At 73.6% G+C, this 26172-nt stretch carries 20 protein-coding genes, 2 tRNA genes and 1 other RNA gene; 14 read left to right on the top strand and 9 right to left on the bottom strand.

The genetic code is table 11. From position 1 onward, the window contains the following. Positions 1 to 41 precede the first annotated feature (41 nt). Both ACFRQN_RS08130 and ACFRQN_RS08125 read right to left on the bottom strand, forming a co-directional pair. Positions 42 to 1151, bottom strand: a complete 1110-nt coding sequence (locus tag ACFRQN_RS08130) for a hypothetical protein (RefSeq protein WP_063780175.1) — start codon at positions 1149 to 1151, stop codon at positions 42 to 44. A 127-nt stretch (positions 1152 to 1278) separates the two neighbouring features. After that, positions 1279 to 1905: a TetR/AcrR family transcriptional regulator gene (locus ACFRQN_RS08125; RefSeq protein WP_380739144.1), complete on the bottom strand. Its 627-nt coding sequence runs from the start codon at positions 1903 to 1905 to the stop codon at positions 1279 to 1281. Positions 1906 to 2015: 110 nt separating this feature from the next. On the opposite strand from ACFRQN_RS08125, the gene ACFRQN_RS08120 reads away from it, so the two are divergent. Then, the gene (locus tag ACFRQN_RS08120) at positions 2016 to 2699 is read left to right on the top strand and encodes a hypothetical protein (RefSeq protein ID WP_380739142.1); all 684 of its coding nucleotides are present in this window, start codon (positions 2016 to 2018) and stop codon (positions 2697 to 2699) included. 25 nt (positions 2700 to 2724) lie between these two features. On the opposite strand, the gene ACFRQN_RS08115 is transcribed toward ACFRQN_RS08120, so the two are convergent. Further along, positions 2725 to 3549 (bottom strand): alpha/beta fold hydrolase, encoded by an 825-nt coding sequence (locus tag ACFRQN_RS08115; RefSeq protein WP_380739140.1) that lies wholly within the window; start codon positions 3547 to 3549, stop codon positions 2725 to 2727. Positions 3550 to 5094: 1545 nt separating this feature from the next. Between ACFRQN_RS08115 and ACFRQN_RS08110 the strand changes: the two genes are divergently transcribed. Both ACFRQN_RS08110 and ACFRQN_RS08105 read left to right on the top strand, forming a co-directional pair. Further along, positions 5095 to 7473 carry an N-6 DNA methylase gene (locus ACFRQN_RS08110; RefSeq protein WP_380739138.1) on the top strand — a complete coding sequence of 793 codons (2379 nt, stop codon included), beginning with the start codon at positions 5095 to 5097 and terminating at the stop codon, positions 7471 to 7473. After that, entirely contained in the window at positions 7466 to 7666 is a 201-nt protein-coding gene (locus ACFRQN_RS08105) for a hypothetical protein (protein WP_074001804.1), read from the top strand. The genes ACFRQN_RS08110 and ACFRQN_RS08105 overlap by 8 nt, the downstream gene beginning before the upstream one ends. Positions 7667 to 7724: 58 nt before the next feature. Here ACFRQN_RS08105 and ACFRQN_RS08100 read toward each other — a convergent pair. Next, a tRNA-Ser gene (locus ACFRQN_RS08100) sits at positions 7725 to 7809 on the bottom strand. 111 nt (positions 7810 to 7920) lie between these two features. Between ACFRQN_RS08100 and ffs the strand changes: the two genes are divergently transcribed. The 10 genes from ffs (at position 7921) to ACFRQN_RS08050 (ending at position 18135) form a co-directional block, all read left to right on the top strand. Then, positions 7921 to 8011, top strand: an RNA gene (ffs, locus tag ACFRQN_RS08095) — signal recognition particle sRNA small type. Between the two features lie 81 nt (positions 8012 to 8092). Continuing rightward, a complete protein-coding gene (locus tag ACFRQN_RS08090) occupies positions 8093 to 10279 on the top strand; it encodes a DNA polymerase III subunit gamma and tau (RefSeq protein ID WP_380739136.1) in 2187 nt (728 codons plus the stop codon). A 159-nt stretch (positions 10280 to 10438) separates the two neighbouring features. Continuing rightward, positions 10439 to 10780 carry a YbaB/EbfC family nucleoid-associated protein gene (locus tag ACFRQN_RS08085; RefSeq protein ID WP_074001802.1) on the top strand — a complete coding sequence of 114 codons (342 nt, stop codon included), beginning with the start codon at positions 10439 to 10441 and terminating at the stop codon, positions 10778 to 10780. Between the two features lie 209 nt (positions 10781 to 10989). Further along, entirely contained in the window at positions 10990 to 11589 is a 600-nt protein-coding gene (recR, locus tag ACFRQN_RS08080) for a recombination mediator RecR (protein WP_049658152.1), read from the top strand. Beyond that, positions 11582 to 12295 carry a DUF5063 domain-containing protein gene (locus ACFRQN_RS08075; RefSeq protein ID WP_241852803.1) on the top strand — a complete coding sequence of 238 codons (714 nt, stop codon included), beginning with the start codon at positions 11582 to 11584 and terminating at the stop codon, positions 12293 to 12295. Before recR ends, ACFRQN_RS08075 begins: the two co-directional genes overlap by 8 nt. 411 nt (positions 12296 to 12706) lie before the next feature. Beyond that, positions 12707 to 13987 carry an aspartate kinase gene (locus ACFRQN_RS08070; RefSeq protein WP_074001801.1) on the top strand — a complete coding sequence of 427 codons (1281 nt, stop codon included), beginning with the start codon at positions 12707 to 12709 and terminating at the stop codon, positions 13985 to 13987. A gap of 60 nt (positions 13988 to 14047) precedes the next feature. Next, positions 14048 to 15115: an aspartate-semialdehyde dehydrogenase gene (locus ACFRQN_RS08065; protein WP_380739133.1), complete on the top strand. Its 1068-nt coding sequence runs from the start codon at positions 14048 to 14050 to the stop codon at positions 15113 to 15115. A gap of 292 nt (positions 15116 to 15407) precedes the next feature. Next, positions 15408 to 15953, top strand: coding sequence for a SigE family RNA polymerase sigma factor (locus tag ACFRQN_RS08060; RefSeq protein WP_049658157.1), 546 nt, complete (start codon positions 15408 to 15410; stop codon positions 15951 to 15953). 58 nt (positions 15954 to 16011) lie between these two features. Next, positions 16012 to 17229, top strand: a complete 1218-nt coding sequence (locus ACFRQN_RS08055; RefSeq protein ID WP_380739131.1) for a hypothetical protein — start codon at positions 16012 to 16014, stop codon at positions 17227 to 17229. A gap of 126 nt (positions 17230 to 17355) precedes the next feature. After that, positions 17356 to 18135, top strand: coding sequence for an SURF1 family protein (locus ACFRQN_RS08050; protein ID WP_380739129.1), 780 nt, complete (start codon positions 17356 to 17358; stop codon positions 18133 to 18135). Positions 18136 to 18205: 70 nt separating this feature from the next. Here the strand turns inward: ACFRQN_RS08050 and ACFRQN_RS08045 are convergent, their stop codons facing one another. The 4 genes from ACFRQN_RS08045 to ACFRQN_RS08030 form a co-directional block, all read right to left on the bottom strand. Continuing rightward, a complete protein-coding gene (locus ACFRQN_RS08045) occupies positions 18206 to 18817 on the bottom strand; it encodes a hypothetical protein (protein WP_380739127.1) in 612 nt (203 codons plus the stop codon). Then, the gene (locus tag ACFRQN_RS08040) at positions 18814 to 20670 is read right to left on the bottom strand and encodes a S9 family peptidase (protein WP_375877592.1); all 1857 of its coding nucleotides are present in this window, start codon (positions 20668 to 20670) and stop codon (positions 18814 to 18816) included. The genes ACFRQN_RS08045 and ACFRQN_RS08040 overlap by 4 nt, the downstream gene beginning before the upstream one ends. Before the next feature lie 206 nt (positions 20671 to 20876). Next, the gene (locus ACFRQN_RS08035; RefSeq protein WP_380739124.1) at positions 20877 to 22376 is read right to left on the bottom strand and encodes an MFS transporter; all 1500 of its coding nucleotides are present in this window, start codon (positions 22374 to 22376) and stop codon (positions 20877 to 20879) included. A 112-nt stretch (positions 22377 to 22488) separates the two neighbouring features. Continuing rightward, positions 22489 to 22866 (bottom strand): nuclear transport factor 2 family protein, encoded by a 378-nt coding sequence (locus ACFRQN_RS08030; RefSeq protein ID WP_380739122.1) that lies wholly within the window; start codon positions 22864 to 22866, stop codon positions 22489 to 22491. Between the two features lie 179 nt (positions 22867 to 23045). On the opposite strand from ACFRQN_RS08030, the gene ACFRQN_RS08025 reads away from it, so the two are divergent. After that, positions 23046 to 25814, top strand: a complete 2769-nt coding sequence (locus ACFRQN_RS08025) for an ATP-binding protein (protein ID WP_380739120.1) — start codon at positions 23046 to 23048, stop codon at positions 25812 to 25814. A 266-nt stretch (positions 25815 to 26080) separates the two neighbouring features. Here ACFRQN_RS08025 and ACFRQN_RS08020 read toward each other — a convergent pair. Beyond that, positions 26081 to 26154: transfer RNA gene (locus ACFRQN_RS08020), tRNA-Pro, on the bottom strand. Between the last annotated feature and the right edge of the window lie 18 nt (positions 26155 to 26172).

The following is a 26172-nucleotide window of genomic DNA, read 5'->3' as shown; positions in this document are numbered from 1 at the left end:
GGGGGCGAGAGCGTACGGGAGCAGCACTCGCGGCAGGGCGGTCAGTGCAGGACGTTCAAGGAGTTGGTGGCGTCGTCGACGAAGTACACGGCGTCGCGGTCGAGGTCGACCGCGAGCCCGAACAGGGCGCCGGCGCCGGGCGGGGTGCCGCTGTCGTCGAGCGTGCGGACGGCGACCTGGTCGCCGGCGGGGGTGGTCTCGACCAGGTTGCCGTCGCCGGAGTTCACCGTGAGGACGTCGCCGCCGGGGGCGACGGCCAGGCCGAGCGGCCCGTTGAGGTTGCCGCCGGTGCTGACGGTGGTACCGGTGCCGGCGTCGGAGACGCGGTGGACGGCGTCGGGGATCGCGGCGATCCGGTTGGCGAGGGTGTCCGCCACGTAGAGCGTGTCGTCGTGGCCCAGGCCGACGCCGGTCGGGCCGATCACCAGGGCGGCCGGGTCGGTGCGCTGGCCGAAGCCCGAACCGATCCGGGTGGTCGCGATCCGCTGCGGCGGCGCGCCGCCCGGCCGGCACAGGGTGATCCGCAGGACGGTGCCCTGGTCGACCTCGGCCCCGCCGCCCGCGACCGTGCCGTTCAGCAGGTTGGTCACGAACAGCTCGTCGCGGTCGCCGGAGCTGACGGCCGTCATGTCCCACGGGCCGTTGATGCCGTCGCCCGCGATGGTCTCGCGGACCGTTCCGTTGCTGTCCAGCACCAGCAGGCAGCCGGCCTGGACGGTGGCGGAGGTGCCGTCCGTGGTGGGCGTGCTGCCGACCACGACCCAGCCGCCCGGCAGGACGGTCAGCGCCGTCGAGAGCCCGACCCCGCCGGGGCACGGCCCGGGCAGGTGCGCCGGGTCGATCTGGGCGAACGTGCTGACGGCGCCGTCCGGACTCACCTGGACCAGGGTGGTCCCGGTGCCCTGCTGGTTCTGCGCGTTGTTGAAGTTGCTGATCAGGACGTTGCCGCGGTGCAGCCTGCCCGTGCTGTGCCGGATCACGAACGTCCCGTACGGGTTCACGTCCCCGTTCGCGGGCACGGTCGAGGCGACCGGGGACACGGTGTTCAGCGGCCCGAGGAACGGTGCTCGGCCGACGGCGCCCCCCGCCGCCGTGGCGCCGAGCACCACCACGGCGGCGGCGACCACGCCGGCCTGCCCCCAGAACCTCATGCGCGAAGAGTGAAGTCTCATAACGCGAAGTTATGTCGTGGTCGAATCGCCTGGCGCGCGGAGTTCACCCAGCGGGGTCCCGCGGGGACGCCAGGGGTCCGGGCCTGCCTCGCCCGGGAGGGCGCCGCTAGGAGAGCGCCGCGAAGCCGGTGCAGAGCAGGCGGACGCTCCGGGTGAACTTCTCGTCCTGGCCCACGCGCGGGATCAACGGGCCCATGAGCAGGGGGAACCGCTCGCACAGCTCGGCGTACTGCTCCGCGGTGACGGGCGGTGGCGCCGCCGGCTGGTTCTGCTCCTGGAGCACGAAGCCGGTGACGTGGCTGAGCAGGGTGTCGGCGGCGATGCCGCAGTGGTCGGCGGGGAGGTCGGCGTCGAGGAGGGTGCGCAGCAGGCGTTCCATCAGGGAGAGGGCGCCGGGGCTGAGCACGCCGGGGCTCTCGGCGAGGAGCTGGGCGCCGCCGGGGTGCTGTTTGAGGCTCAGGCGCAGGGCGGCGGCCTGGACCTCGACGCGGTCCTGCCAGGTGGCGGTGGGCGGGAGGGCGGTGAGGGCCTCGGTGCCGGCGTCGTACGCGCTGCGGCAGACCCGGTCGGCCATCAGGGCGAGCAACTCGTCCTTGCCGCGCACGTGGTAGTAGAGGCTGCCCGCGTGGGCGTCCAGGCGGTCGGCGACCTGGCGCATGGACAGGTTCTGGTAGCCGACCTCCGCGAAGACGGCCATGCCCGCATCGACGATGCGCTCCTTGGTGAGCTTCATGCGGTCCACCGTACAACGTTTTCCAACACTGTTCGAAAACTGTGCTAGCTTGACGTCATCAGGTTTTCGAACGGCGTTGGAAAACGTCGGAGCCGGGGGGAGGGCCAGACATGGGAGCGATCGTCTTCAACGTGACCACGGCCGCGCTGATGGTCATGATGGTCAACTGCGGGCTCGGCGTCGTCGGCCGCGACACCCTGCGCGGACGGCCGCTCCCCTGGGCGGCGGTCGCCCTGACCGCGCTCGCCGTCGGCGGCGTCCTGCTCCAGCTGCTCTGGTCCGGCGCCATGGACGCGCTCGACGCGGACCCCGCCAAGTCCGGCTGGTGGCGCGAGCTCACCTCGGTGTTCATGCAGAACGGCGGCCTCTTCGGCGGCCTGTGGAACCTCGTCACCCTCGCCGCCGTCGCCGCCCTCGCCCAGTGGTACTGGGGCGGCCCGCTCACCCTCGGCTTCTTCCTCGCCGGCATCCTGCTGCCCGGCCGCGTCGACAGCCTGCTCGGCCTCGGCGGCGGCCCCAGCACCGACCCCCGCAACTTCGCCGGCAGCTCCGGTGCCACCTACTTCCTCGGCGCCACCCTCGCCCTGGCCTTCCTCACCCGCACCCGCCTCCCCAAGGAGCTCGCCCTGGCGGCCGGCGTCCCCGCCCTCGGCCTCGCCATGTGGATCGCCCAGGAGAACGGCCACGGACTCGTCTCCGTCTACGGCTTCGCCCTCGCGGCAGCCGCCTGGGCCGTCCGCCGCCGGCTCCGCCCGGCCGGCGCGTCCCACCCGGCCCCCGGCCGGGCGGCCTGACCCGCGGCTCTGCCCTGGAGGCGGGCTAGGGGGTCCGGCCGGCTCCTTCGATGAAGCCGGTCAGGCGCTGCGCGTAGGCGTCCGGATGGCTGAGGTGGGGGACGTGCCCGGCTCCCTCGAAGGTGTGGGTCTCGGCCTGGGGCAGGGCCGCGGAGAGCCGGGCGACGATCGCGGCGAACCAGGGCGGGCTCTGCGTCCCCTTCGTCAGCAGGGCGGGCCCGGTGTAGTGGGAGAGGCGGCCGAGGTCGAGGTTGGCCCACTGCGGGTCCGCCTGCTCGTCCGCGAAGGTGGGGGCGTTGGCGACGAAGGTCTCGCGGAGCTGTTCCGGCAGCCGGTCCCAGGCGCCGGGCCCCAGGGCGACCTCCTCCATGAACCGGCGGGCCCCCGCGAGGGTCCGGCCGGCCGTCAGGAGGGCGAGGACGGATTCGATCCTCTCCCCGGTGGCCGCCGTCAGCGGCAGCAGCCGGGGGTCGTCGGCGACGGTGTCCAGGAGTGGGGGCTCGTGGGCGACGAGGCCCCGGAAGAGCTCGGGCCGCCGGGCCGCCAGGCCGAGCGCGGTCGAGGCGCCGAAGGAGTTGCCCGCGACGTACGCCGGCGCGAACCCGAGGGTCTCGATCAGCGCGGCCAGGTCCTCCTCGTCCTCGAACCGGGACCCCCGCCCCGGCGGGCGCTCGCTCCGGCTGTGCCCCCGCCGGTCGTAGGCGAGGACCCGGAACTTCTGCGCGAGGGCGGGCAGGACCGGCCCCCAGCTGCCGTGGTCACCCCACGAGCCGTGCACCAGGACCAGCGGCTCGCCGTCCCCGTCCACCTCGTAGAAGAGTTCGACGCCGTTCACCGCGACCCGTGGCATGCCGCCCTCCTCGCCCGCAGACGGCGGTCGCCGCCGGGGCCATTGAGGCACCCCGGGCCCGGCCCCGCAACCGCGACGGGCCCGACACCACACGCACGGCCGCCCCGCGCGATTGGGGCGGATCAAAGCCCTGACGGGACGGAAGCCCATGGACGCGGAAACGACGAAGGCCCGGGCCGCTGAGCGGTCCGGGCCTTCTGCCGGCGGAGGATACGAGATTCGAACTCGTGAGGGGTTGCCCCCAACACGCTTTCCAATTCTTTCGATCCCCGTCCGCCGTGGTTCACACCCGTCCTGACCTGCGGCGTCGTCAACCACTGAGGGGCAACTGAATCTGGCTGGACGGGGGTGAACGAGACCAGAACTGAGACCAGGTGGTGCTCACCTACCGAGAACGCGCGTCGCCAGGCGGCCGCGGAGTCGGTGCTCTCGATCGGGTCACTCGTGGACAGGGGGTGGTGCGGAGGGCTTCGAAGCAGCGTCGGGTGTTGCCCGGCGCCTCCATGCAGAGGTGGCCCCACCCCTTGGCGGTTTCGTTGGTGGCGAACCGCAGCCGCCACTCGTCACCGACCGGTGGTGGCGGGACGTCGTCTCCACGCCTGGGGCTCACAGGGCGAGTACCTCGCCGTGGTCATCACCAGGAAGTGGCTCGGTGGGCTGGGCGCTCAGTGTGGGGTCCGCCAGGATCCTGGCAGTGGCCCGTCACTCGACGATCACGCGGTGCAGGTTGGTGTGGACGTCCAGTTCCACTCACGTCGCGGGTGGCGTCCACGAGGTCGACGACGAACTCGCGCACCTCCTCGGCCGACAGATGTCGAGCCCACGGGAAGACCTCGGGGAGGGCGAGGAGGACCGCGCGCACCCTCGTCACTGGTGATCAAGGCCGCGAACAGGCGCGCGGTGGCATCCGCGGCCTCCTCGCGCTGACGGTCGTGACGCTCGGTGGTCAGGTACGGGTCCTCGCCGTCACGACGGGTGACGTGGACGCGCTGTGCCCGCTCGACGGTGTCCGCGACACGCTTCGAGTTCTTCGAGAGGTCGGAGAACGACACAGTGAGAGGGGGACTCGACGCTACTTCGGAATGTGTTCCGAAGTCGATCGGAAGGGCTGCGCCCCCGGGCCCGGAGCCCGGAGTGGCCGATCGGGCTGGACGTCCTGCGTGGGGCCGCGTTGAACGGGAGCGGACGCGGCCGGGTCGATGCCTCCGCTCTGCAGGGGTAATTACGGAGAGTGTCGACACTCCTCGCGACCTTCGGGGATGCTGACTTCCAGAGGGCACTCGAAGGCTTCTCATGGTGCGCCCTCCCTGAAAGTGTGAAGTTCACGGTTTGCTCCTTGCATCGGTCGACTGTGGAGGTGCATTCACGGCTTGTCAGTAAAGCTGCAGCTCATGACCACTATCTTGAGTGGCGGTCTGCGCTTTCTCTGAAGGTTGCGGTAGTAGAGATCTGTGCGCACTTCAGTGCGCAGTTGGTGCTCTGATGGTCAGCCATCTAGCTTTGCTTCAACAGGGCAGCCGACCGATGACGGGGAGAATGACTGCGTTGAGTGACAAGAGTAGTGACAGGAGACTCGTCTCCCGGGCCAAGATTGCAGAGCTGGCCGGCGTCGGGGCCCCTGCGGTCACGAACTGGCAGAACCGCCATCCGGACTTTCCGCAGGAGCAGCGGGTCGGCCACAAGCGGTTGTTTCGGCTCGCTGACATCGTGCGATGGCTCGACGCCCGGTCTGTGCCCAAGTCGGCACGGAGGGAGGGGGAGCACGTAGGGATCACCTATGGCGACAGGGTCCGAGCCTTGTCCGGGCAGTACGAGGGAGTGCCCGCGGCCGACCGGGCCGCTGGGTTCGCCGTCTCTTCACCGAGTGCCGAACAGTCGCGGTCGCGGTCCCGGCAAGTCCTGGCAGAGTTGCTGAAACCCCAGATGGTGGAAACGTGGGGCGCGCCGTCGCTGACGGCCTATCTTCCCTTGCCGATGTGCCTGATCTTTCTGAGGTGGGGAGCACACAAGGACTGGGTGGCCCTGGAGGATCGGGTCGGCGCACACCCGGCGGTGACACCCAAAGGCTTCCTCAGCGAGGTGGGGGAGCGAACCGATCGGTTGCTGAAGACCTGTGGGGCGGCGCCAGCCATGCGGTTTGCGCTGCAGGGTCTTGAGCCCCTACTCGCTGCTGACGTACCGCAGTTGATGACCTCGGTGGCTGGACTCGACCGGGATGCCTTCCGAGATCTGCTCGACGCGTACGCCGAGGTCGTGCGCATGGACAGTCGTAGCGCCTTCACACCCAGAACGGTGGTGGCCCTGCTGAGGGAGCTGGTTGCCCCGGCGGGTGTGTCGGGCCGGCTCCACGATCCCTATCCGCGTGGCGGTGAACTGCTGTCGGCCATGGTGGCGGCCAGTGGTGACGGTTCGGTGTTGAGGGTAACGGCCGGAAAGCCGGACGAGGCGACGCTGCGCCTGACCGCGATGAACTTGATGCTCCACGGTGTGACGCCACGGGTGGGCACCCATGACATCGCACCATGGCCCGAGCCGGCGGAGCGACGGCAGGAACGGGTGGACCTGGTTCTGGCGAATCCGCCGTTCAACGCCGAATCGGGCCGGGTCGTGGCCGGAGGTTGGCGATATGGGTCCCCGCCTCCGTCCAACGCCAACTTCGCCTGGATCCAGCACATCCTCTCCACTCTCGGACCCGGTGGACGAGCTGCGGTGATCATGGCGGACAACGCTGCCGTATCCGACCAGCCGAGGGAGCGCGCGATCCGGCAAGCCCTGGTCGAGGACGGGGTCGTCGACGGCATCCTCGCCCTTCCCCCACACCTCTTCACCGGTACCGCGGTGTCGGCCTGCATCTGGTTCCTGTCGGCGCCGTCGCAACGTACCGAGGTGCACTTCATCAATGCCCGCGAGTTGGGTGAGCTGGTCACGCGGACCCGCCGAGAGCTGAGCCCCGACGACGTACGGCTCCTGGGACAGATCCACCGATCGCTGCGTGACGGGAACCCCGTGCCCGACGAAGCGTGCGCGCTCGGTCGATCCGTCGCCGTGGAGGAGATCGAGCAGCGTGGCTACTCGCTCAGCCCCGTCGACTACGTCAGCCTCGGCGCGTACGAGGCGGCGACACCCGAGCAGGTGAAATCGGCTCGTCGGAAGCTCGACGATTCCCTGGACCTGGCGGGATCCCTGGACGCGGAGGCGTGGCGGCTCTGGGAGCGGGCAGCGCCCGGCCGCAGCCCGGAACCCGATGCGGGCGGCCGACGGAACGTGCTCCTGCAGGATCTGTGCAAGGTGCAGCCAGGCCCGTCGCCCTCCTTGCTGAACCCCGGGATGTACTCCGAGGACGGCACTGTCCGAGTGGTGCTGCCCAAGCACCTGCGAAACCGGCGGATCCATGGCAGCGAGGACACCAGAATCTCGGCACGCGACGCGCAGCAGCTCCAACGGTTCCTGTTGCGCGAGGGCGACATCCTCTGCACGCGTACCGGGACGGTCGGACCCGTGGCACTGGTGGGAGAGGAGGGGGCCGGCAGCCTCTACAGCGGGAACCTCCTCCGGCTGTACGACTTCGAACCCGATGTGGACCCGCGTTTCGTCCTGGCATACCTCTCGCTTCCGGGAGCCCAGGCATGGATCAAGGACCGGGCGGCGATGTCGACCGTCCACTCGATCAAGACCAGCGCGATGAGGCAGCTCCCGGTATCGCTGCCGCCGTACGAGGAGCAGCAGCGCGTTGGAGAGCTTCTGCGTGCGCTCGACGATCAGATCGCAGCCCACCAGCAGGCAGCTGCCGCAGCCGATGCCGCCAGGGGCGAGCTTTCAACGCTCTTGGTGGACACCGCGGCACTGCCGACCACTCACCAGTCCGATGCGGGCCTCATCCCTCCTATCGACCACACCACAGCAGAGGAAGCCGAAAATGAGTAGCCTGCCTGTCGTCACGCGAGTCCCGTGGCTGCTTGTCTCCGCGCTCACTTCCGTGGTCATCGCTTTGCTGGCCTTCATGCTGAAGCGGGGCGCCGGCACGGACCGGCACAGCGCCGTCATCACGGCCGGCGCGGCCTTCGCCAGCTGCATGCTGCTCTGCCTCGCGGTCCTCTCGGCCGCCGTGAGCGGCTGAACCGGACACCGGAAACGACGAAGGCCCGGGCCGCTGAGCGGTCCGGGCCTTCTGCCGGCGGAGGATACGAGATTCGAACTCGTGAGGGGTTGCCCCCAACACGCTTTCCAAGCGTGCGCCCTAGGCCTCTAGGCGAATCCTCCGTGGGAGAGCTTAGTACATGTTTCGGGGTGCTCGCGACCACCTGTCCCGCAGGCGGGAGGGTGGGGGTGGCCTGTGGATCGTTGGGGCGGGGATCCGGTACTGTGGGGGTCAGCCCCTCGTGTGGCGTCATCTCTCTGAACCCCCCCAGGGCCGGAAGGCAGCAAGGGTAAGAGGGCTCTGGCGGGTGCGCGAGGGGTCTTTGCGTTCCCGGGGCCCGGTCGGGGACGGTCGGCGGGGTGAGGGGCGACGCGTTTGTCGGTCCGTCCCGATATCGTCGGGGGTGTGTCCCTAGCCCTGTACCGCCGCTACCGCCCCGAGACCTTCGCGGAGGTCATCGGGCAGGAGCACGTGACCGCTCCGCTCCAGCAGGCCCTGCGCAACAACAGGGTCAACCACGCGTACCTGTTCAGCGGGCCGCGCGGCTGTGGCAAGACGACGAGCGCGCGCATCCTGGCCCGTTGCCTCAACTGCGAACAGGGGCCGACGCCGACGCCCTGCGGGGAGTGCCAGTCCTGTCGGGACCTCGCGACCGGCGGGCCCGGGTCGATCGACGTGATCGAGATCGACGCCGCCTCGCACGGTGGTGTGGACGACGCGCGCGAGCTGCGCGAGCGGGCGTTCTTCGCGCCGGTGCACAGCCGGTACAAGATCTTCATCCTGGACGAGGCCCACATGGTGACCTCGGCCGGCTTCAACGCGCTGCTGAAGGTGGTCGAGGAGCCGCCGGAGCACCTCAAGTTCATCTTCGCGACCACCGAGCCGGAGAAGGTGATCGGGACGATCCGGTCCCGGACGCACCACTACCCGTTCCGGCTGGTCCCGCCCGGCACGCTGCGCGACTACCTGGCGGAGGTGTGCGGCCGGGAGGGGATCCAGGTCGAGGACACCGTGTTCCCGCTGGTGGTGCGGGCGGGGGCCGGGTCGGTGCGTGACTCGATGTCGGTCATGGACCAGCTGCTGGCCGGGGCCGGCGAGGGCGGCGTGACGTACCAGATGGCCACGGCGCTGCTCGGGTACACCGACTCCGCGCTGCTGGACGAGGTGGTGGACGCCTTCGCCGCGCACGACGGGGCGACGGTGTTCCAGGTGATCGACCGGGTGGTCGAGGGCGGGCACGACCCGCGCCGCTTCGTCACCGACCTGCTGGAGCGGCTGCGCGACCTGGTGATCCTGGCCACCGTGCCGGACGCGGGGGAGAAGGGGCTGATCGACGCCCCGGCGGACCGGGTCGCGGTGATGCAGGCGCAGGCGGACGCGTTCGGTGCGGCCGAGCTGAGCCGGGCCGCAGACCTCGTCAACACCGGGCTGACCGAGATGCGCGGCAACGCGGCGCCCCGGCTGCAGCTGGAGCTGATCTGCGCCCGGGTGATGCTGCCGGGCGCGTACAGCGACGAGCTGTCGTTGCAGGCGCGGATGGACAAGCTGGAGCGACGGGCGTCCGCGGGCGGGTTCGCCGCGCCGATGGCGGTGCCCGGGGGCATGCCGATGGCGGCTCCGACGGCGACGCCTCCGATGGCGGTGGCGCCGGTGGCCGAGGTGCCGGTGGCGCCCGCGCCGGTCCAGCCCGCCGCCGTACCGGCCGGGCAGGCCCCCCAGCCCGTACAGGCCGCGCCGCCCGCCGCCGCGCCCGCCGGGCCGGCGCCGGGTGCCTGGCCGATCCCGCGCAGTTTCCCGCCCGCCGGCGGGGCCCCCGCCGCGGCTCCCGCGGCGCCCCCCGTGGCGCCGCCGCAGGCCGCCCCGGCTCCGGCCCCGGCGCCGGCCGCCGCTCCCGTGCCCGCCCCGGCCCCCGCCCCGGTGGCGGCTCCCGGTGGGCAGCCGTCGGCGTCCGCGCAGCAGGGTGCCGCGCAGGTGCGGCAGCTGTGGCCGCAGATCCTGGAGGCGGTGAAGAACCGCCGCCGCTTCACCTGGATCCTGCTCAGCCAGAACGGCCAGGTGGCCGGGTTCGACGGCAGTGTGCTCCAGGTGTCCTTCATCAACGCCGGCGCCCGGGACAGCTTCGTCGGCAGCAACAGCGACGACGTGCTGCGCTCCGCGCTGGCCGACGCGCTGGGCGTGGACTGGCGGATCGAGTGCATCATCGACCCGTCCGGCGGCGGCCTGTCCGGCGGTGGCCAGGGCGGCGGCGCACCGGGTGGCGGTGCCCAGGCCGGTGGCGGCTGGGGAGCCCCGGCGGCGCGTCCGGCGGCCGCCGCGCCGTCGATGCCCGCGCCCGCCCCGGCGCCCGTGCAGGCTCCGCCGGTCCAGGCCGCGCCGGCGCCCGTCCAGGCCCCGCCCGTGCAGCCCGCGCCGGTGCAGGCCCCGCCGCCGGTGGCGGCGCAGGCCCGTCCGGTGCGCTCGGTGGCTCCGGAGGACGACGTCCCGGAGGCGGACGACCCGGACCTCAAGGAGGACGTGTTCTCCGGCCAGGAGCTGATCATCCGCGAGTTGGGGGCGACGGTGCTGGAGGAGATCCACCACCAGGGCTCCTGAACCGGCCCCCGGGTCCTCCGGCCCAGGTCTCCAGGCCTACGGGCCCCTGAGCGGACCCTGATCCGGGCCCGATCCGGGGCCCGGACCGGCGGGCAGCACGTAGGCTCGGCGGTGACGGACGAAGCGCCGTACGACAGCCGTGACAGCAAGGAGACAGCCGTGTTCCCCGGTGGTGGCCAGCCCAACATGCAGCAGCTGCTGAAGCAGGCGCAGAAGATGCAGCAGGATCTCGCGAACGCCCAGCAGGAGCTGGCCGAGGCGAAGGTGAGCGGTTCGGCGGGCGGCGGCCTGGTCGAGGCGACGGTGACCGGTGCCGGTGAGCTGGTGGCGCTGAGCATCTCCCCGGCCGCCGTGGACCCGGACGACACCGAGACCCTGGCCGACCTGGTCCTGGCGGCCGTCCGGGACGCCAACCAGACCGCGCAGAAGCTGCAGGCCGAGCGCATGGGCCCGCTGACCCAGGGCCTGGGCGGCGGCGGCATCCCCGGCCTGCCGTTCTGACGTCGTCCAACGGCGGCTTCCAAGGCCAGAAGGTCTGAAGTTCAGACGACAGACCCATGTGATTTATGTGGGAGTCGGGCGTCGGGCGCTGTGTCCGACGCCCGATTCGTTGGATGATGGCACCGGAGCACCACCGGCCGTCCGGCACCACCGGCCACCCGGCTCCACCGGCCGTCCGGCACACCGACCATCCGAGGGAAGGCGCGACGTTGTACGAGGGCGTGGTTCAGGACCTGATCGACGAACTGGGCAGGCTGCCCGGCGTCGGGCCCAAGAGCGCGCAGCGGATCGCCTTCCACGTGCTGCAGTCCGACCCGACGGACGTGCGCCGGCTGGCGCACGCGCTGCTGGAGGTCAAGGACAAGGTCCGCTTCTGCGCGGTCTGCGGCAACGTCGCGGAGGCCGAGCGGTGCCGGGTCTGCCTGGACCCGCGCCGCGACCTCGCCGTCATCTGCGTGGTCGAGGAGCCGAAGGACGTCGTCGCCATCGAGCGCACCCGTGAGTTCCGCGGCCGCTACCACGTGCTGGGCGGCGCGATCAGCCCCATCGAGGGCGTCGGCCCGGACGACCTGCGGATCCGCGAGCTGCTGTCGCGCCTCGCGGACGGCACGGTCACCGAGCTGATCCTGGCCACCGACCCCAACCTGGAGGGGGAGGCGACCGCCACCTACCTGGCCCGGCTCTGCAAGCCGATGGGCCTGAAGGTGACCCGTCTGGCGAGCGGCCTGCCCGTCGGCGGGGATCTGGAGTACGCGGACGAGGTCACCCTCGGCCGCGCCTTCGAAGGGAGACGACTGCTCGATGTCTGACCGGACGATCAACCAGCAGCCCCACACCCCCCACCAGCAGTCCCACGGGGAACCGGGGGCGCACGCCCCGCACGTCCACGGCCACGGCTCGGAGCCGGACGACTTCGCCGTGCAGATCGCCGACTCGGTGGAGAGCTTCGTGCTCGCCGTCACCGAGGTCGCCAAGGGCGACGAGCCCGGCAGCGCGGTCTCGCTGCTGCTCCTGGAGGTCTCGCAGCTGCTGCTGGCCGGCGGCCGGCTGGGCGCGATCGAGGACGTCGTCCCGGAGGACCGGTTCGAGCCGGACACCGGCCCCGAGCCGGACGGCGAGCAGCTGCGCGAGCGCCTCGCCGAGCTGCTCGCGCCGATCGACGTCTACCACGAGGTCTTCGACCCGTACGGTCCGCCGGAGAAGCCCAACGCCTTCCGGATCTCGGACGACCTGGCCGGCGTGGTCAGCGAGCTCCAGCACGGCCTGACCCACTACCGCGAGGGCCGGGTCAGCGAGGCGCTGTGGTGGTGGCAGTTCTCGTACCTCTCCAACTGGGGCACGACCTGCACGGCGGTGCTGCGGGCCCTGCAGTCGCTGATCGCCCACGTCCGGCTGGACAGCCCGATCGGCGCGGCGCCGGACGGCGCGGACACCGACGACGACGGGCTCACCGACGAGCAGCTGGAGCAGCAGGCGGGCGACCTGATGGCGGCCGAGCTCGGCCTCGGGCGGTAGTTTCCCGGACGGAAATCCGGTGGGAATCCGGCGGATCGCGGGCACAACGCGGCACGGATACCGGCACGGATCGCGGGCACAACGTGGCACGGATCCCGGCACGGATCGCGGGCTGATCGAATGCGCCCTCGGATTGTGACGAATGCCTCAGCGCCCCGGCCGGAAAAGAAATCCGGCCGGATCGCCGTCCCCCGGTCGGGCGATTCTTCGGAGCGGTACCGAATCGCCCGCAGACCTGACGGCGGAGCCGCCCGTACGGCCGCTCACGTGCTGAAACTACCGTCTCACGATATGGAAAGCGCCGGTCGGAGCACCCCTGCTCGGTAGACTGACGACGACCGCACCCCCCTCTCCCCCGGGGGGTACGGGGGCCCGTAGCCCCCGGAAAAGACTTCGAGTCGAGGAGCGCACGTGGGCCTTGTCGTGCAGAAGTACGGCGGCTCATCCGTTGCGGATGCCGAAGGCATCAAGCGCGTGGCCCGCCGAATCGTTGACGCCAAGAAGGCCGGCCATGAGGTCGTCGTCGTGGTGTCCGCGATGGGCGACACGACGGACGAGCTCATCGAACTCGCGGAGCAGGTGTCACCGCTGCCTGCCGGCCGTGAGTTCGACATGCTGCTGACCGCTGGAGAGCGCATCTCCATGGCGCTGCTCGCCATGGCGATCAAATCCCTGGGGCACGAGGCGCAGTCCTTCACGGGCAGCCAGGCCGGTGTCATCACCGACTCCGTGCACAACAAGGCGCGCATCATCGACGTGACGCCCGGTCGCATCCGCACCGCCCTGGACCAGGGCAACATCGCGATCGTGGCCGGCTTCCAGGGCGTCTCCCAGACCAGCAAGGACATCACCACGCTGGGCCGGGGCGGCTCGGACACCACCGCCGTGGCGCTCGCCGCCGCGCTGAAGGCCGAGGTCTGCGAGATCTACACCGACGTGGACGGCGTGTTCACCGCCGACCCGCGCGTGGTGAAGAAGGCCCGCAAGATCGACTGGATCGCCTACGAGGACATGCTGGAGCTGGCCTCGTCGGGTTCCAAGGTGCTGCTCGATCGGTGTGTCGAGTACGCCCGTCGCTACAACATCCCGATTCACGTACGCTCGTCCTTCTCGGGTCTTCCCGGGACGATCGTCAGCAACGACAACCCGAACAAGCCCGAAGGGGGCGAGATGGAGCAGGCCATCATCTCCGGAGTCGCCCACGACACCTCCGAGGCCAAGGTCACCGTCGTCGGCGTGCCCGACAAGCCGGGCGAGGCGGCGCGCATCTTCCGCGCCATCGCCGACGCCGAGGTCAACATCGACATGGTGGTGCAGAACGTCTCCGCCGCGTCGACCGGCCTGACCGACATCTCCTTCACCCTGCCCAAGACCGAGGGCCAGAAGGCCATCGACGCGCTGGGCCGGGTCAAGCAGGGCATCGGCTACGAGTCGCTCCGCTACGACGACGCGATCGGCAAGATCTCGCTGGTCGGCGCCGGCATGCGCTCCAACCCGGGCGTCACGGCGACCTTCTTCGAGGCGCTGTCCGCCGCGGGCGTCAACATCGAGCTGATCTCCACCTCGGAGATCCGCATCTCGGTGGTCACCCGCGCCGACGACGTGCCGGAGGCCGTCCGTGCCGTGCACAGCGCCTTCGGCCTGGACAGCGAGAGCGACGAGGCCGTCGTCTACGGCGGCACCGGGCGATGACCCGGGAACGGAGCGGGAGCACCGGGCGATGACCCGGGCACCGGGCCGGGACGCCGGGCGATGACCCGGCGTCCCAACCTCGCCGTCGTCGGCGCCACCGGCGCGGTCGGCGAGGTGCTGCTCGGGCTGCTCTCCCTCCGCCAGGACGTCTGGGGCGAGGTCCGACTCGTCGCCTCCCCGCGCTCGGCCGGCCGTACGGCGCTGGTGCGCGGGGAGACCGTCGGGGTCGTCCCGCTGACCGAGGAGGCCTTCGCGGGGATCGACGTCGCGGTCTTCGCCGTCCCCGACCAGGTCTCCGCCCAGTGGGCGCCGATCGCGGCGGCCAAGGGCGTCGTGGTGGTCGACGACTCGGCCGCCTTCCGCACCGCCGAGGACGTGCCGCTGGTCGTCCCGGAGGTCAACGCGGCCGCGCTGCGGATCCGCCCGCGCGGCATCGTCGCCAGTCCGGCCGGCACCACGCTCGCGATGATCGCCGCGGTCGGCGCGCTGCACGCCGAGTACGGGCTGGCGCAGCTCGTGGTCGCCTCCTACCAGGCCGCCGGCGGCGAGGGCCGCGACGGCGAGGCGGCGCTGCGCGCGCAGACCGGGCTGGTGGCGGGCACCGCGGTCGGCCGGCAGACCGGCGACCTGCGCGCGCTGATCGCCGATCAGGGGCCGTTCGCCGCCCCGCTCGCGCTCAACGCCGTGCCCTGGACCGGCGGGCTGCGCGAGGGCGGCTGGTCCGCCGAGGAGATGGGCATCCGCGACGAGTCCCGCAAGGTCCTCGGCCTGCCCGCCCTGAAGGTCTCGGCGACCTGCGTCCACATCCCCGTCGTCCGCACCCACGCGCTGGCCGTGCACGCGCGGTTCGAACGCGAGGTCACCCAGGAGCACGCGCAGGAGATCCTGCGGGACGCGCCCGGCGTGGTCCTCTACGACGACCCGGCGGCGGGCGAGTTCCCGACGCCGAACGACGTGGTCGGGACGGACCCGGTCTGGGTCGGGCGGGTCCGGCGGGCGCTGGACGAGCCGGAGGCGCTGGACCTCTTCCTCTGCGGGGACAACCTGCGCAAGGGCGCGGCGCTCAACCTGGTGCAGCTGGCCGAGCTGGTGGCGGCGGAGCTGACGGCGGGAACGCCGACGGATTAGAGAGTGACGGGCCCTCACGGGTTCCGATGTGCCCGCTTGTGTCCACACCTGTGTCCATACCTGTGTTCGCTCCTCGACACAATCTGTCCGGAATCCCGTGGGAATCCCCTGGAGGCCTCTTCAGCCGATGCGGAAGAATGGGCCCCGGGCTGGGCAACCATGACAGGGGATCGAGTGTCCAACGTGCGTGGCGAACGTGATGGTGGGGGCAAGGGCGGGCATCCCGGCAAGAGCCGCGGTGTCCTTCCCCTCGCGCGCCCCGAGGCCTGCGAGTAGGCCGGAAGAAGACCAGATGACGGCGGCCGCACCCGGTGCGGCGGACTCCGGTGCCGGTACCGACGCGGGTACCAGCGAGGACCTGCTCACCGCGACCTACCAGGCGCACTACCGCTCGCTGCTGCGGCTCGCCGCGCTGCTCCTCGACGACCTCTCGACCTGCGAGGACGTCGTCCAGGAGGCGTTCATCCGGGTGCACGCCGCCCGGCGCCGGGTGCGCGAGCCCGAGAAGACCCTGGCGTACCTGCGGCAGACGGTCGTCAACCTGTCCCGCTCCACGCTGCGCCGCCGCATCCTCGGGCTGCGACTGCTGCCGAAGCCCATGCCTGACATGGCCAGTGCAGAAGAAGGTGCTTACGATGCCCTGGAGCGCGACCAGTTGAAGGCCGCGCTGCGTGGTCTGCAACGCCGTCAGCGGGAGGTTCTGGTGCTGCGTTACTTCGTGGACATGACGGAGGCGCAGGTCGCCGAGACCCTGGGCATCTCGCTCGGCTCGGTGAAGGCCTACGGCTCGCGCGGGCTCGCCGCCCTGCGCGTCCAGATGGCGGCCGGACATGGCTGAGGCGGACGGCGACCGACGGCGGCCGGCGGACGGCACTCCGGAGGCGGGCGGGCCTGAGGTGAACGGACCCGGGGCGACCGGGGCGAACGAGCCCGGGGCGATCGGGCTCGGCGCTTCCAGAGCGAGCAGGCCCGGGGCCGAGGCCCCGGAGGAGCTGCTGTCCCTGTCCACCGAGGAACGGGCGGTGCGCGAGCTGCTGCACGGCGCCGTCTCCGGCATCCAGCCCGCGGCCGGCGGGCTGCCGCGGATCCGGCGGGCGGTGCCCCGCCGCCGGGCCGCCCGGCGCGGTGCCTGGACCGGGGCGGCCGCGCTCGCCTTCGTCGTCGCGATCGGCCTGCCCGTCCTGCACGAGGGGGAGCACCTCGGGCTCTCCGGCGGCCCCGGCTCGGCCGACGCCAAGAGCCCGGCCGCCACCTCGCCCAGCGGCACCGCCGGGACGACCGGCGGCACCGGGGCGGCCTCGCACGCGAACCCGAGCGGCCCCGGCGACACCACCCCGCCGCCCGGTACGGCCTCGGCCCCGCACAGCCCCGGCGGCGGGCAGGCGAGCACCGACGGCGGCGTCGCGCCCAGCGGGACCTCCGGCGCCGGTGACGGCGGCATCGTCCCGCTCTGCACCCGGACGGACCTCGGTGAGGGCCTCGCCCAGGTCGGCACGGCCGACGGCGACGGGCGGATCTACGGCTCGTTCACCGTCTACAACGTGTCCGGGCGCAGCTGTCGGCTCGGCGGGCCGGGCTCGGTGGCGGTCACCGCCGTCAGCGGCGGCGACCGCGGCCGCATCCGCACCGCCGACCACGCCCCGGGCGACCCGGCCGCCGGCCTGCCCGCGATGGACGGGGAGCCGCCGGTGCTCGCGCCGCGGGCCGGGTACCGGGTGCCGTTCGCCTGGGTCCCCGACCAGACCTGTACCGGCTCGGGCACCCTGAGCACCCCGTCGAACAGCGTCAACCAGGTGGCCCTGCGCTCGGACGTCCCCGCCGCCGAGTCCGGCGCCCCGGCCTCCGTCCCCACCAGTGAGGTCAGCGCCAACCCGCCGGCCTCCTCGTCCCCGTCGGCGGGCCCCACCACGGCCCCCAGCCCGACCGCGACGCCGACCGGCAACCCGACCACCGCGCCGCCCGCCGTGACCATCGCCCACACCCCCGCCCCCGGCAGCCCGGCGGCCGCCACGGCGACCCTGCCGGTGGCGTGCAGCGGCACCGTCTACCGCGGCGGCGTCCAGGGGCTGGGCGGCCCGGCACCGCAGCCGTCGGGCTCGCCGACGGCTCGGTGACGGCTCGGTGACGACGGCCTGAGCGTGGCCGCCGATGTAGAGGAGGGGCCGGGGCGACCGCCCGGAGGCGGCCGTGTTCGGGGCCCGGGGGACGGGGCGGGTGTGAGGAGTGGATACCGTGGGGGTGTGTACCGGTTCCTCCTGACTCCGCGCTGGCTCGGCGGCACCGTCGTGGCCGTGGCGGCCGTGGCGGTCTGCCTGTGGCTGGGTTCCTGGCAGCTCGGCCGCTTCGAGGACCGGGTGTCCACGCACCAGGAGGCCAAGCAGGCGGTCACCGCTTCGGGTGACGCCCGGCCGATCGACGCGCTGCTCAACCAGGCGACCCCGCAGGTGAGCACGGAAACCGTCGGCAGGACCGTCACGGTGACCGGCAGCTACGACGGCGAGCACCAACTGCTCGTCCCCAACCGCGTGGTGGACGGCAAGCAGGGCTACTACGTGCTCACCCCGCTGCGCACCGCCGACGGACACGCCGTCGCCGTGGTGCGCGGCTGGTCGGCCGGGGACCCGGCCGTCGCCGGGCCGCCGCCGGGCGGAGAGGTGACGGTGACCGGGCGCCTCCAGGCCAACGAGTCGGTGGGCAGCAACGGCGCGGTGGCGGGCGGTCTGCCCGCCGGGCAGCTCGGCATGATCAACCGGGCCTCGCTGCTGAACGTGCTGGAGTACGACGGCTGGTACGACGGCTGGGTGGCCGCCGACGACGCGCCCGCCGGGCTGGTCTCCGTACCGACCGTGCAGCCGCAGGGCGGCGACGGGCTCACCCTGCGCGCGTTCCAGAACCTGGGCTACACCCTGGAGTGGTTCGTCTTCGGCGGGTTCGTGGTCTTCATGTGGTACCGCCTGGTGCGCCGGGAGGCGGAGGCGGAGCAGGACCGGGCCCTCGGGCTGGACCCGGTCCTGGACTGACCGGCGGCGCCTTGACGCCGACGCCGGTTCGGCGCTCGGCCGCCCCGGCTCGGCGCTCGGCCGCCCCGGCTCAGCGCTTGGTCGGCAGGGCCGGTGCCGGTGTCGGCTTGACCGCCGGCGGGGGCGTCGTCGGCGTCGGCGTCTGCGGGGGGAGCAGCGGCTGGGTCGGGGTCGACGAGCCGGTGGGCAGCGGCGTCGGGTCGCTGTGGCAGTGGCCGTTGCCGTTGCCGCCGCTGCCGTTGTGGTCGTCGGAGTCGTAGTGGTCGATGTGGTGGTGCACGCTGCGACCGGTCTTGGAGCCCTTGGACCCCGACCCCTTCGAACCGGACGAGCCGCTCTTGCCGCCCCCCTTGGCGAGCTGGACCGGGTCGCCCCCGTCCGCGGGCGGCGTGTACACCGCCCGCGCGACGGCCGCCCCCGGACCCGCCGCGCCCGCCTTGGTCGCGGTGCCGGTGTGCGGCACGGCGGGCGGTGCGGCAGGCGGTGTGGCGCCGGCGGGCGGCGTCGCGCCGGCGGTCGGTGACGCGGGCACGGCCGGCGCGGGCGCGCCGGCCGAGGAGCTCGGTACCGGCGGGCCGGTCGGGGGCGGGCAGGACGCGGTGTTCCGCTGTGAGCCCGAGCAGCCGGTGAGCACCAGGGCCCCGGCGACCGCTACCCCCGCGAGCATCAGCAGGCGTCTCACGCAGCCCCTCCGTCTCCGTCACGCCCGGCCGTGCCCAGGTGCCGCCGCACGAAGTCGATCTCCAGTCGCAGCTGCTTGATCCGCTCCTCCACCACCAGCGAGCCGTGCCCGGCGTCGAAGCGGTACACCTCGTGCGGCTTGCCGAGCCGCTCCAGCCGCTCGACGTAGTTGTCGATCTGCCGGATCGGGCAGCGCGGGTCGTTGACCCCGGCGCTGATGTAGACCGGCACCCGCACCCGCTCGACGTAGGTCAGCGGCGAGGAGGCGGTGAAGCGCTCCGGGACCTCCTCCGGGGTGCCGCCGAAGAGCGTGCGGTCCAGCGACTTGAGCGCCTCCATCTCGTCGGCGTACGCGGTGTGGTAGTCCGCGACCGGGACGGCGGCGAGGCCGAGGGCCCAGTCGTCGGGCTGGACGCCGAGGCCGAGCAGGGTCAGGTAGCCGCCCCAGCTGCCGCCGGTGAGGACCAGCCGGGCCGGGTCGGCGAGGCCGCTGTCGACGGCCCAGGCGCGGACCGCCGCGATGTCCTCCAGCTCGATCAGGCCGACCCGCTCGTGCAGCGCGTCCGTCCAGGCCTGGCCGTAGCCGGTCGAGCCGCGGTAGTTGACCCGGACCACCGCGAAGCCGTGGTCCAGCCAGGCGGCCGGACCGGCGGCGAAGGAGTCGCTGTCGTGGTGCGTCGGGCCGCCGTGGATCTCGAACACGGTCGGGTACGGGCCCTGCGCGGGCGTCGCCGGCCGCTGCACCAGGGCGTGCACCCGCCCGCCGGGCCCGTCCACCCAGACGTCCTCGACCGGCACCGAACCGGGCGGCACCGCGCCGGGCGCCCGCAGCACGACCGTCCCGGCGGTGGAGCGGACGGCGGAGGGCTCGGCGGCGGAGGACCACAGGTACTCGACGGTGCCGTCCGGACGGGCGGTGGCGCCGCTGACGGTGCCGCGCGGGGTCTCCAGGCGGGTCAGCCGGCCGTCGGCGAGCGCGTACGAGAACAGCTCGCTGCGCGCCTCGTACTCGTGCTCCACCAGCAGCGCCTCGGCGCCGGGGCGCCACTGCGCGGAGACGTCGCCGGGCAGCTCGCGGCCCTGCTCGTCGCGCAGCGGGAGGGCGGTCTCGGCGCCGGTGGCGACGTCCCAGATCATCGGCTCCCAGCGGCCGGTGCGCTGGTGGGCGACCAGCAGGCGGGTGTCGCCCTCGACCGGGGCGAAGCCCAGGCAGGCGACGCCGCGCGGCTCGTCCCGGCCGGTGACCTCGTCCAGCTCGGCGACGGTCTCGACGCCGCCGTCGGCGGTGATGCGCACGACCCGGATCGCGGAGTGCATCGCGTCGCCGTGCTCGGTGTGGTCGATGGCGAGCAGGGTGCTGTCGTGGCTGAGGTCGCCGATGCCGCCGTACTCCTCGTGCCGGTAGACCTCGACCGGCACGGCGGCGCCGGGGCGGCGCAGGTGCAGGGTGGTGCCGTCCTCGTCGGTCGAGCGGCCGACCACCACGGTGCCGTCGCGGCCCAGGGCCAGGCCGGCCGAGTAGGAGGCGGCGAGGCCGGGCACGGCCTCCTCGTCGGGGCCGCCCGCGAACGGCTGGCGGCGCCAGACGCCGAACTCGTCGCCGTCGTGGTCGTCGAACCACCAGACCCAGTCGCCGTCGGGGGACAGCTCGGCGTCGGTGGTGCCGTTCGGACGGTCGGTGACCCGACGGTGGGCGCCGGTGGTGCGGTCCCAGGCGTAGACCTCGTAGGTGCCGGTCGCGTTGGACACGTACAGCGACCGGTCGGGGGCGTCCTCGGCCCAGTCGGGCAGCGACACCCGGGCCGCCCTGAACCGCTGCTCCCACGCCGGTACGGCGCTCTTCTCCTCGCTCATCCGACCATCCAACCCGATCGGGGGGAGGGAAGGGAACGGGCGGGTGGGCTTCGGCCCACCCGCCCCGTGCCGCCGGGGTGGCGGCGGGGTGCCGGCAGGATGCCGGTGCAGGTGTTGCCGTGCGCGGCGGCCGGGGCGTCCACGAACGCCCGGCCCGGGGCCCGGGTTCCGTGGGGCCGGGGCGGGTGTCCGGGGCCATGCCGGGGTCAGCCCTCGCGCGGCGCTTCGTGCGCTCGGTGTGCTTCGGCCGCTCCGGGGGCCCCGTGTGCTCCGCGCGGCAGGAACCGGACCAGGCCCACGAGCACCAGCTCCAGCACCCCCAGGGCCAGGACGCTGCGGCCGAAGGCGGCGGCCGGGTCGCCGGCGCCGTAGTAGACCAGGCCGATCAGCGCGATCCCGAGCGCCCCGCCGACCTGCTGCACGGTGGACACCACCCCGGCCGCGGAGCCGGCCAGCCGCGGCTCGACGCCGGCCAGGACCACCGAGGTCACCGGGGCGATCACCAGGCCCATGCCGAGGCCGTCCACGAACAGCCCGGGCGCCAGCCACCGGACGCCCGGGCTGTTCGCGGTGAGGGCCAGCAGGCCCAGCCCGAGGGCCATCAGCAGCCCGCCGAGGGCGATGGTGCGGCGCTCGCCGAGGCGGGCGGTGACGCGGTGGGTGGTGTTGGAGGTGATCAGGTAGCCCAGGCCGATCGCGGTGAAGACCAGTCCGGCGCCCAGCGCGTCCAGGCCGCGGCCGAACTGGAGGTGCAGGGCGAGCACCAGGAAGAAGGAGCCCTGGCCCAGCCAGAAGGCGAGTTGGGCGAGCAGGCCGGCGCTGAAGGCGCGGTCGCGGAAGAGCCGGGTGTCGACCAGCGGGGTGGTTGCGGTGGTGGCCGTGGCGGCGGCGGTGGTGGCGGTGGTGGCGCGGTGCTGGTGCACGGCGAAGACGGCCAGCAGGGCGAGCGAGCCGCCCAGGCAGAGCCCGGCCCACAGCGGCCAGTGCAGCTGCGGGCCCTGGATCAGCGGCAGCACCAGGCCGGTCAGCGCGGTGGTGACCAGCAGCACGCCCACCGGGTCCAGGCCGGGCCGCTGCGGGGCGCGGGACTCCGGCAGGCTGCGGCGGACCAGCGGGAGGGCGGCCAGTCCGATCGGCAGGTTGATCAGGAAGCAGCTGCGCCAGCCGAGGCCGAAGAGGTCCGCGCGGATCAGCAGCCCCCCGATCAGCTGGCCGAACACCGCGCCGACGCCCATGGTCAGCCCGTACCGGGCGAAGGCCCGAGCCTGGGCGGCGCCGCTGAACGCGGTCCGCAGGATCGCCAGCACCTGCGGACCCATCAGCGCCGCCGACAGGCCCTGCGCCACCCGGGCGCCGACCAGCGCGGCCGCCGTCGGGGCGAGGCCGCAGGCGGCGGAGGCGAGGGTGAAGAGGGCCAGGCCGAGCCCGAACACCCGGCGGCGGCCGTACCGGTCGCCGAGGCGGCCGGCGGTGACCAGGCCGGCCGCGAGGGCCAGGCTGAAGCCGGCCATCACCCACTGGACGGCGGCCGGGCCGGCGCCGAGGTCGCCCTGGAGGGAGGGGAGGGCGACGTTGACGACGAAGATGTCGAGGGCGGTCATGAAGGTGGCGGTCAGGACGACCGGCAGCAGCCCCTTGGGGGCCGTCGGCGCCGTTGCCCCTGTCTCGGCCTCGGTGGGCCGCCGGGTGTTCAGTGAGGTGCTCATCTCGGGCTCTTCTCAAGGGGGTTGGCGACTCAAGCGGGTCGGCGGCCGGTGCCGAGGGGCGGGCGCGGTGGGGAGCGTCCCGCCCCTCGGCCGGAGTGGCGGTCTGAGGGGGTCAGGCGCCCGGCACGCGGTCGAGGAAGCCGTACACTGCGCCGATCCGGCCGTCCGGGGTGGCCGCCAGCACGTCGAAGCCGATCACCACCGGCTCCGCGCCGGTCGGGCCCAGGTTCCAGGTGAAGCGGGCGACGTCGTGGTGCGCGTCGACCGGGCCGAGGGTGAACTCCAGCCCCGGGAACTGGGCCTGGGCGGCGCCGATCAGCGCGTCGATCGCGTCCCGGCCGGTGACGGCGGCCAGCGGGTCGGTGTAGCGGCCGTCCTCGGCCCACACCTCGTCGACCAGCTTGCGGCGGGCCGCCGGGTCGGTCTCGTTCCACACCGCGAGGTAGCGCTCGGCGAGCTGCTGGAGGGCGGCGGTGGTGATCTCGGTCATCGTCATCTCCCGTGTTCCGGTGGGTGGTTGGCCGGGTCGTTCCCGGTGCTCACCACGGTAGGGACGGGCGGCCGACGGCGAATCCGTCACGTATGGGTATGGGGGTACGTAGCCTCTGCGGAGGTGTACCGGTGCCGTGGTCGGCAGTGGTGCGCGGCCCTGCTGGGTAGGGTCGGGGCATGCTGTACGGGAGGGAAGGCGAACAGGCCGCCGTGGACGGGCTGTTGGACGGGGCGCGGGCCGGACGCAGCGGAGTGCTGCTGCTCCGGGGCGAGGCCGGCATCGGCAAGACCGCGCTGCTGGACGACGCCGTCGCGCGGGCGGGGGAGGCGTTCCGGGTCGTCCGGGCGGCCGGCGTCGAGTACGAGGCCGAGCTGCCGTACGCCGGGCTGAGCCTGTTGCTCGCGCCCGGCCTGGACCGGCTGGACGTCCTGCCGGGCCCGCAACGGCGGGCGCTGGAGGCGGCGTTCGGGCTCTCCGACGACGAGCGGACGGGCGACGGCGGTGGGGCGGGCGGCGGTGGGGCGGGCGCCGACCGGCTGCTGGTCGGGCTCGCCACGCTCGGCCTGCTCGCCGAACTCGCCGCCGACCGGCCGCTGTTGTGCGTCATCGACGACGTGCAGTGGCTGGACCGGGCCTCCCTGGATGCCCTGCTGCTGGCCGCCCGGAGGCTCCAGGCCGAGGGGGTCGCCCTGCTGCTCGCCGCCCGCACCGGCGGCCCGTCCGGGGCCGACGGCAGCCCGGCGGAACGCCCGCTGGGCCTGCCCGAACGGCAGGTGACCGGCCTGCCCGAGGCCGACGCCACCCGGCTGCTGGCCCGGCGGGTCGGCCCCGACCTGCCGTCCACCGTCCGCGACCGGCTGCTCGCCGAGGCGGCCGGCAACCCGCTCGCGCTCACCGAACTCCCGGTCGCCGCCGGGCCGCAGCCGCCGGCACCGGGCGGCCTGCCGCTCACCAGCCGGCTGCTGATCGCCTTCCACGGCCAGGTCACCGGCCTGCCCGCGGCCACCCAGACACTGCTGCTGGTCGCCGCCACCGAGGAGGGCGGGGCACTGGACGTCGTCCTGCCCGCCGCGGCCGCCCTCGGCGTCACCGCCGAACACCTCGCGCCCGCCGAGGCGTCCGGCCTGGTGACGGTCACGGCCGACCGCCGGATCGCCTTCCGGCACCCGCTGCTGCGCTCCGCGATCCTCCAACGGGCGCCGCACCACCAGAAGACGGCGGTCCACCGGGCCGTCGCCGGCGCGCTGCCGGACGGCGACCGCCGCACCTGGCACCTCGCCCTCGCCGCCACCGCCCCCGACGCCGGCCTCGCCGACGCGCTGGAGCGCACCGCCGTCCGCGCCGGCCGCCGCGGCGGCCACGGCGGCGCCGCCGCGTACGAGCGCGCCGCCCGCCTCACCCCGGACCGCGACGGCGCCACCCGCCGGCTCGTCCTGGCCGCCGAAGCCGCCACCGAGGAAGGCGAGTTGGTACGGGCCGAGGCGCTCGCCGACGAAGCCTCCGGCCGTACCGACAACGTCCTGGCGCACGCCCTGCTCGACCAGGTCCGGGCCACCGCCCACTTCTGGCGCGGCTCCTACCCGACCGCCCACCGGCTGCTGCTCGACGCCGCCGGCACCGACATCGACCCGCCGTACGCCGCCCGGATGCTGCTCCAGGCCTTCCATGCCGCCTGGTACGCGGGGGAGGAGCCGGTGGCCGCCGTCCTGGACCGCCTGGCGGTCCTGCCGCTCGCCGCCGACGACCCCCTCGCCCCGCTCGCCCGCCACCTGCCCGCGGCGGTCCTGCCCGCGCTCGGCCGGCCCGCCGGCCCGCTGCCGCCCGTCCGGGAGGCCGCCGAGGCCGCCCGCCGGGCCGGGGCCGAGAGCCCGGTCGACCTCGTCCAGTTGTGCGGCGCCACCCTGGTCCTCGGACGCGACGAGGAGACCGCCGAACTCGCCGCCGAACTGGTCGCCGAGGCCCGCGCCAAGGGCACCGTCGGCGTGATGCCCACCCTGCAGTTCTTCCTCGCCGAGGCCGAACTCTTCCACGGCCGCCACCGCGACGCCGAACTCACCGCCACCGAAGGCCTCGGCCTCGCCCGGGACACCGGCCAGCACCAGTGGGTCAGCCAACTCACCGCGCTGCTCGCCCACCTGGCCGCGCTCGACGGCCGCACCGACCACTGCGCCGAACTCGCCGCCACCGCCCTCTCCACCACCGGCCCGCAGACCGCCGCCCCCGCCGCCGGCCAGGCCTGGGCCCAGTGGGCACTCGCCCTGCGCGACCTCGGCCAGGGCCGCGCCGGCGAAGCCGCCGACCGGCTGCACACCCTCACCACCGGCCCGCACCGCCACCACGTCAGCGCCACCCGGGCCGTCCCCGACCTCGTCGAGGCCGCCGTCCGCCTCGGCACCCCCGAACGCGCCGCCGAAGCCTACGAACGCTTCGCCCGCTGGACGGCCGCCGCCGACCGCCCCTGGGCCGACGCCCTCCGGCTGCGCTGCCAGGCCCTGCTCGGCCCCGACGAACTCGCCGAGACCACCTACCGCGCCGCCCTCTCCCGGCACGAAACGGCCCACCGCCCCTTCGAACAGGCCCGCACCGCCCTCCTCTACGGCGAATGGCTCCGCCGCACCCGCCGCCGCACCGACGCCCGCCCCCACCTGCGCGCCGCCCTGGAGACCTTCGACCGCCTCGCCGCCCACCCCTGGGCCGCCCGCGCCCGCACCGAACTCTCCGCCACCGGCACCCCGGCCCCCACCCCGGCCACCCCCACCGGCACCCCCCAGTCCCCCCTCACCCCCCAGGAACTCCAGATCGCCCGCCTCGCCGCCCAGGGCCTCACCAACCGCGACATCGCCGCCCAGCTCTTCCTCAGCCCCCGCACCGTCGCCCACCACCTCTACAAGGCCTACCCCAAGCTCAACATCACCTCCCGCACCGAACTCCCCACCGCCCTCTGACGGCCCGGGCCCGGCGACGGCGGCGCGGCCGCGGAGCCCCGGACGCACCGGCACTGTCCGTACGGGGAGTTGGCCTTGCCCGCAGCGCGGCTCGCCCGGCGGCCGGGGCGGGGCGCCGGGCGCGCGGTGGGGCCTGCCTGCGGTCGGCCGGTGGAGGCCGCGGACGGCACCCGGGCGTCGGACCCGGCTGAGGAGTGGTCACCCGGCCGGTCGCATACAACGACAGAGGGCCTGCCGGATTTCTCCGGCAGGCCCTCTGTACTGGGTCGGGGTGGCGGGATTTGAACCCACGGCCTCTTCGTCCCGAACGAAGCGCGCTACCAAGCTGCGCCACACCCCGGTCTTGCGGTTTGTCGCT

The sequence above is a fragment of the Kitasatospora sp. NPDC056800 genome (assembly GCF_042789775.1).
Lineage (GTDB): Bacteria > Actinomycetota > Actinomycetes > Streptomycetales > Streptomycetaceae > Kitasatospora.
The sequence above is the reverse complement of the archived record's forward strand: the minus strand, read 5'-3'. Positions and strand labels throughout refer to the sequence as shown.

Excerpts from the sequence above, each read along its gene's own strand:
- ACFRQN_RS08130 (WP_063780175.1), bottom strand. The coding sequence starts at position 1,151 with ATGAGGTTCTGGGGGCAGGCCGGCGTGGTCGCCGCCGCCGTGGTGGTG.
- ACFRQN_RS08125 (WP_380739144.1), bottom strand. The coding sequence starts at position 1,905 with ATGAAGCTCACCAAGGAGCGCATCGTCGATGCGGGCATGGCCGTCTTC.
- ACFRQN_RS08120 (WP_380739142.1), top strand. The coding sequence starts at position 2,016 with ATGGGAGCGATCGTCTTCAACGTGACCACGGCCGCGCTGATGGTCATG.
- ACFRQN_RS08115 (WP_380739140.1), bottom strand. The coding sequence starts at position 3,549 with ATGCCACGGGTCGCGGTGAACGGCGTCGAACTCTTCTACGAGGTGGAC.
- ACFRQN_RS08105 (WP_074001804.1), top strand. The coding sequence starts at position 7,466 with ATGAGTAGCCTGCCTGTCGTCACGCGAGTCCCGTGGCTGCTTGTCTCC.
- ACFRQN_RS08075 (WP_241852803.1), top strand. The coding sequence starts at position 11,582 with ATGTCTGACCGGACGATCAACCAGCAGCCCCACACCCCCCACCAGCAG.
- ACFRQN_RS08065 (WP_380739133.1), top strand. The coding sequence starts at position 14,048 with ATGACCCGGCGTCCCAACCTCGCCGTCGTCGGCGCCACCGGCGCGGTC.
- ACFRQN_RS08060 (WP_049658157.1), top strand. The coding sequence starts at position 15,408 with ATGACGGCGGCCGCACCCGGTGCGGCGGACTCCGGTGCCGGTACCGAC.
- ACFRQN_RS08040 (WP_375877592.1), bottom strand. The coding sequence starts at position 20,670 with ATGAGCGAGGAGAAGAGCGCCGTACCGGCGTGGGAGCAGCGGTTCAGG.
- ACFRQN_RS08035 (WP_380739124.1), bottom strand. The coding sequence starts at position 22,376 with ATGAGCACCTCACTGAACACCCGGCGGCCCACCGAGGCCGAGACAGGG.
- ACFRQN_RS08030 (WP_380739122.1), bottom strand. The coding sequence starts at position 22,866 with ATGACCGAGATCACCACCGCCGCCCTCCAGCAGCTCGCCGAGCGCTAC.
- ACFRQN_RS08025 (WP_380739120.1), top strand. The coding sequence starts at position 23,046 with ATGCTGTACGGGAGGGAAGGCGAACAGGCCGCCGTGGACGGGCTGTTG.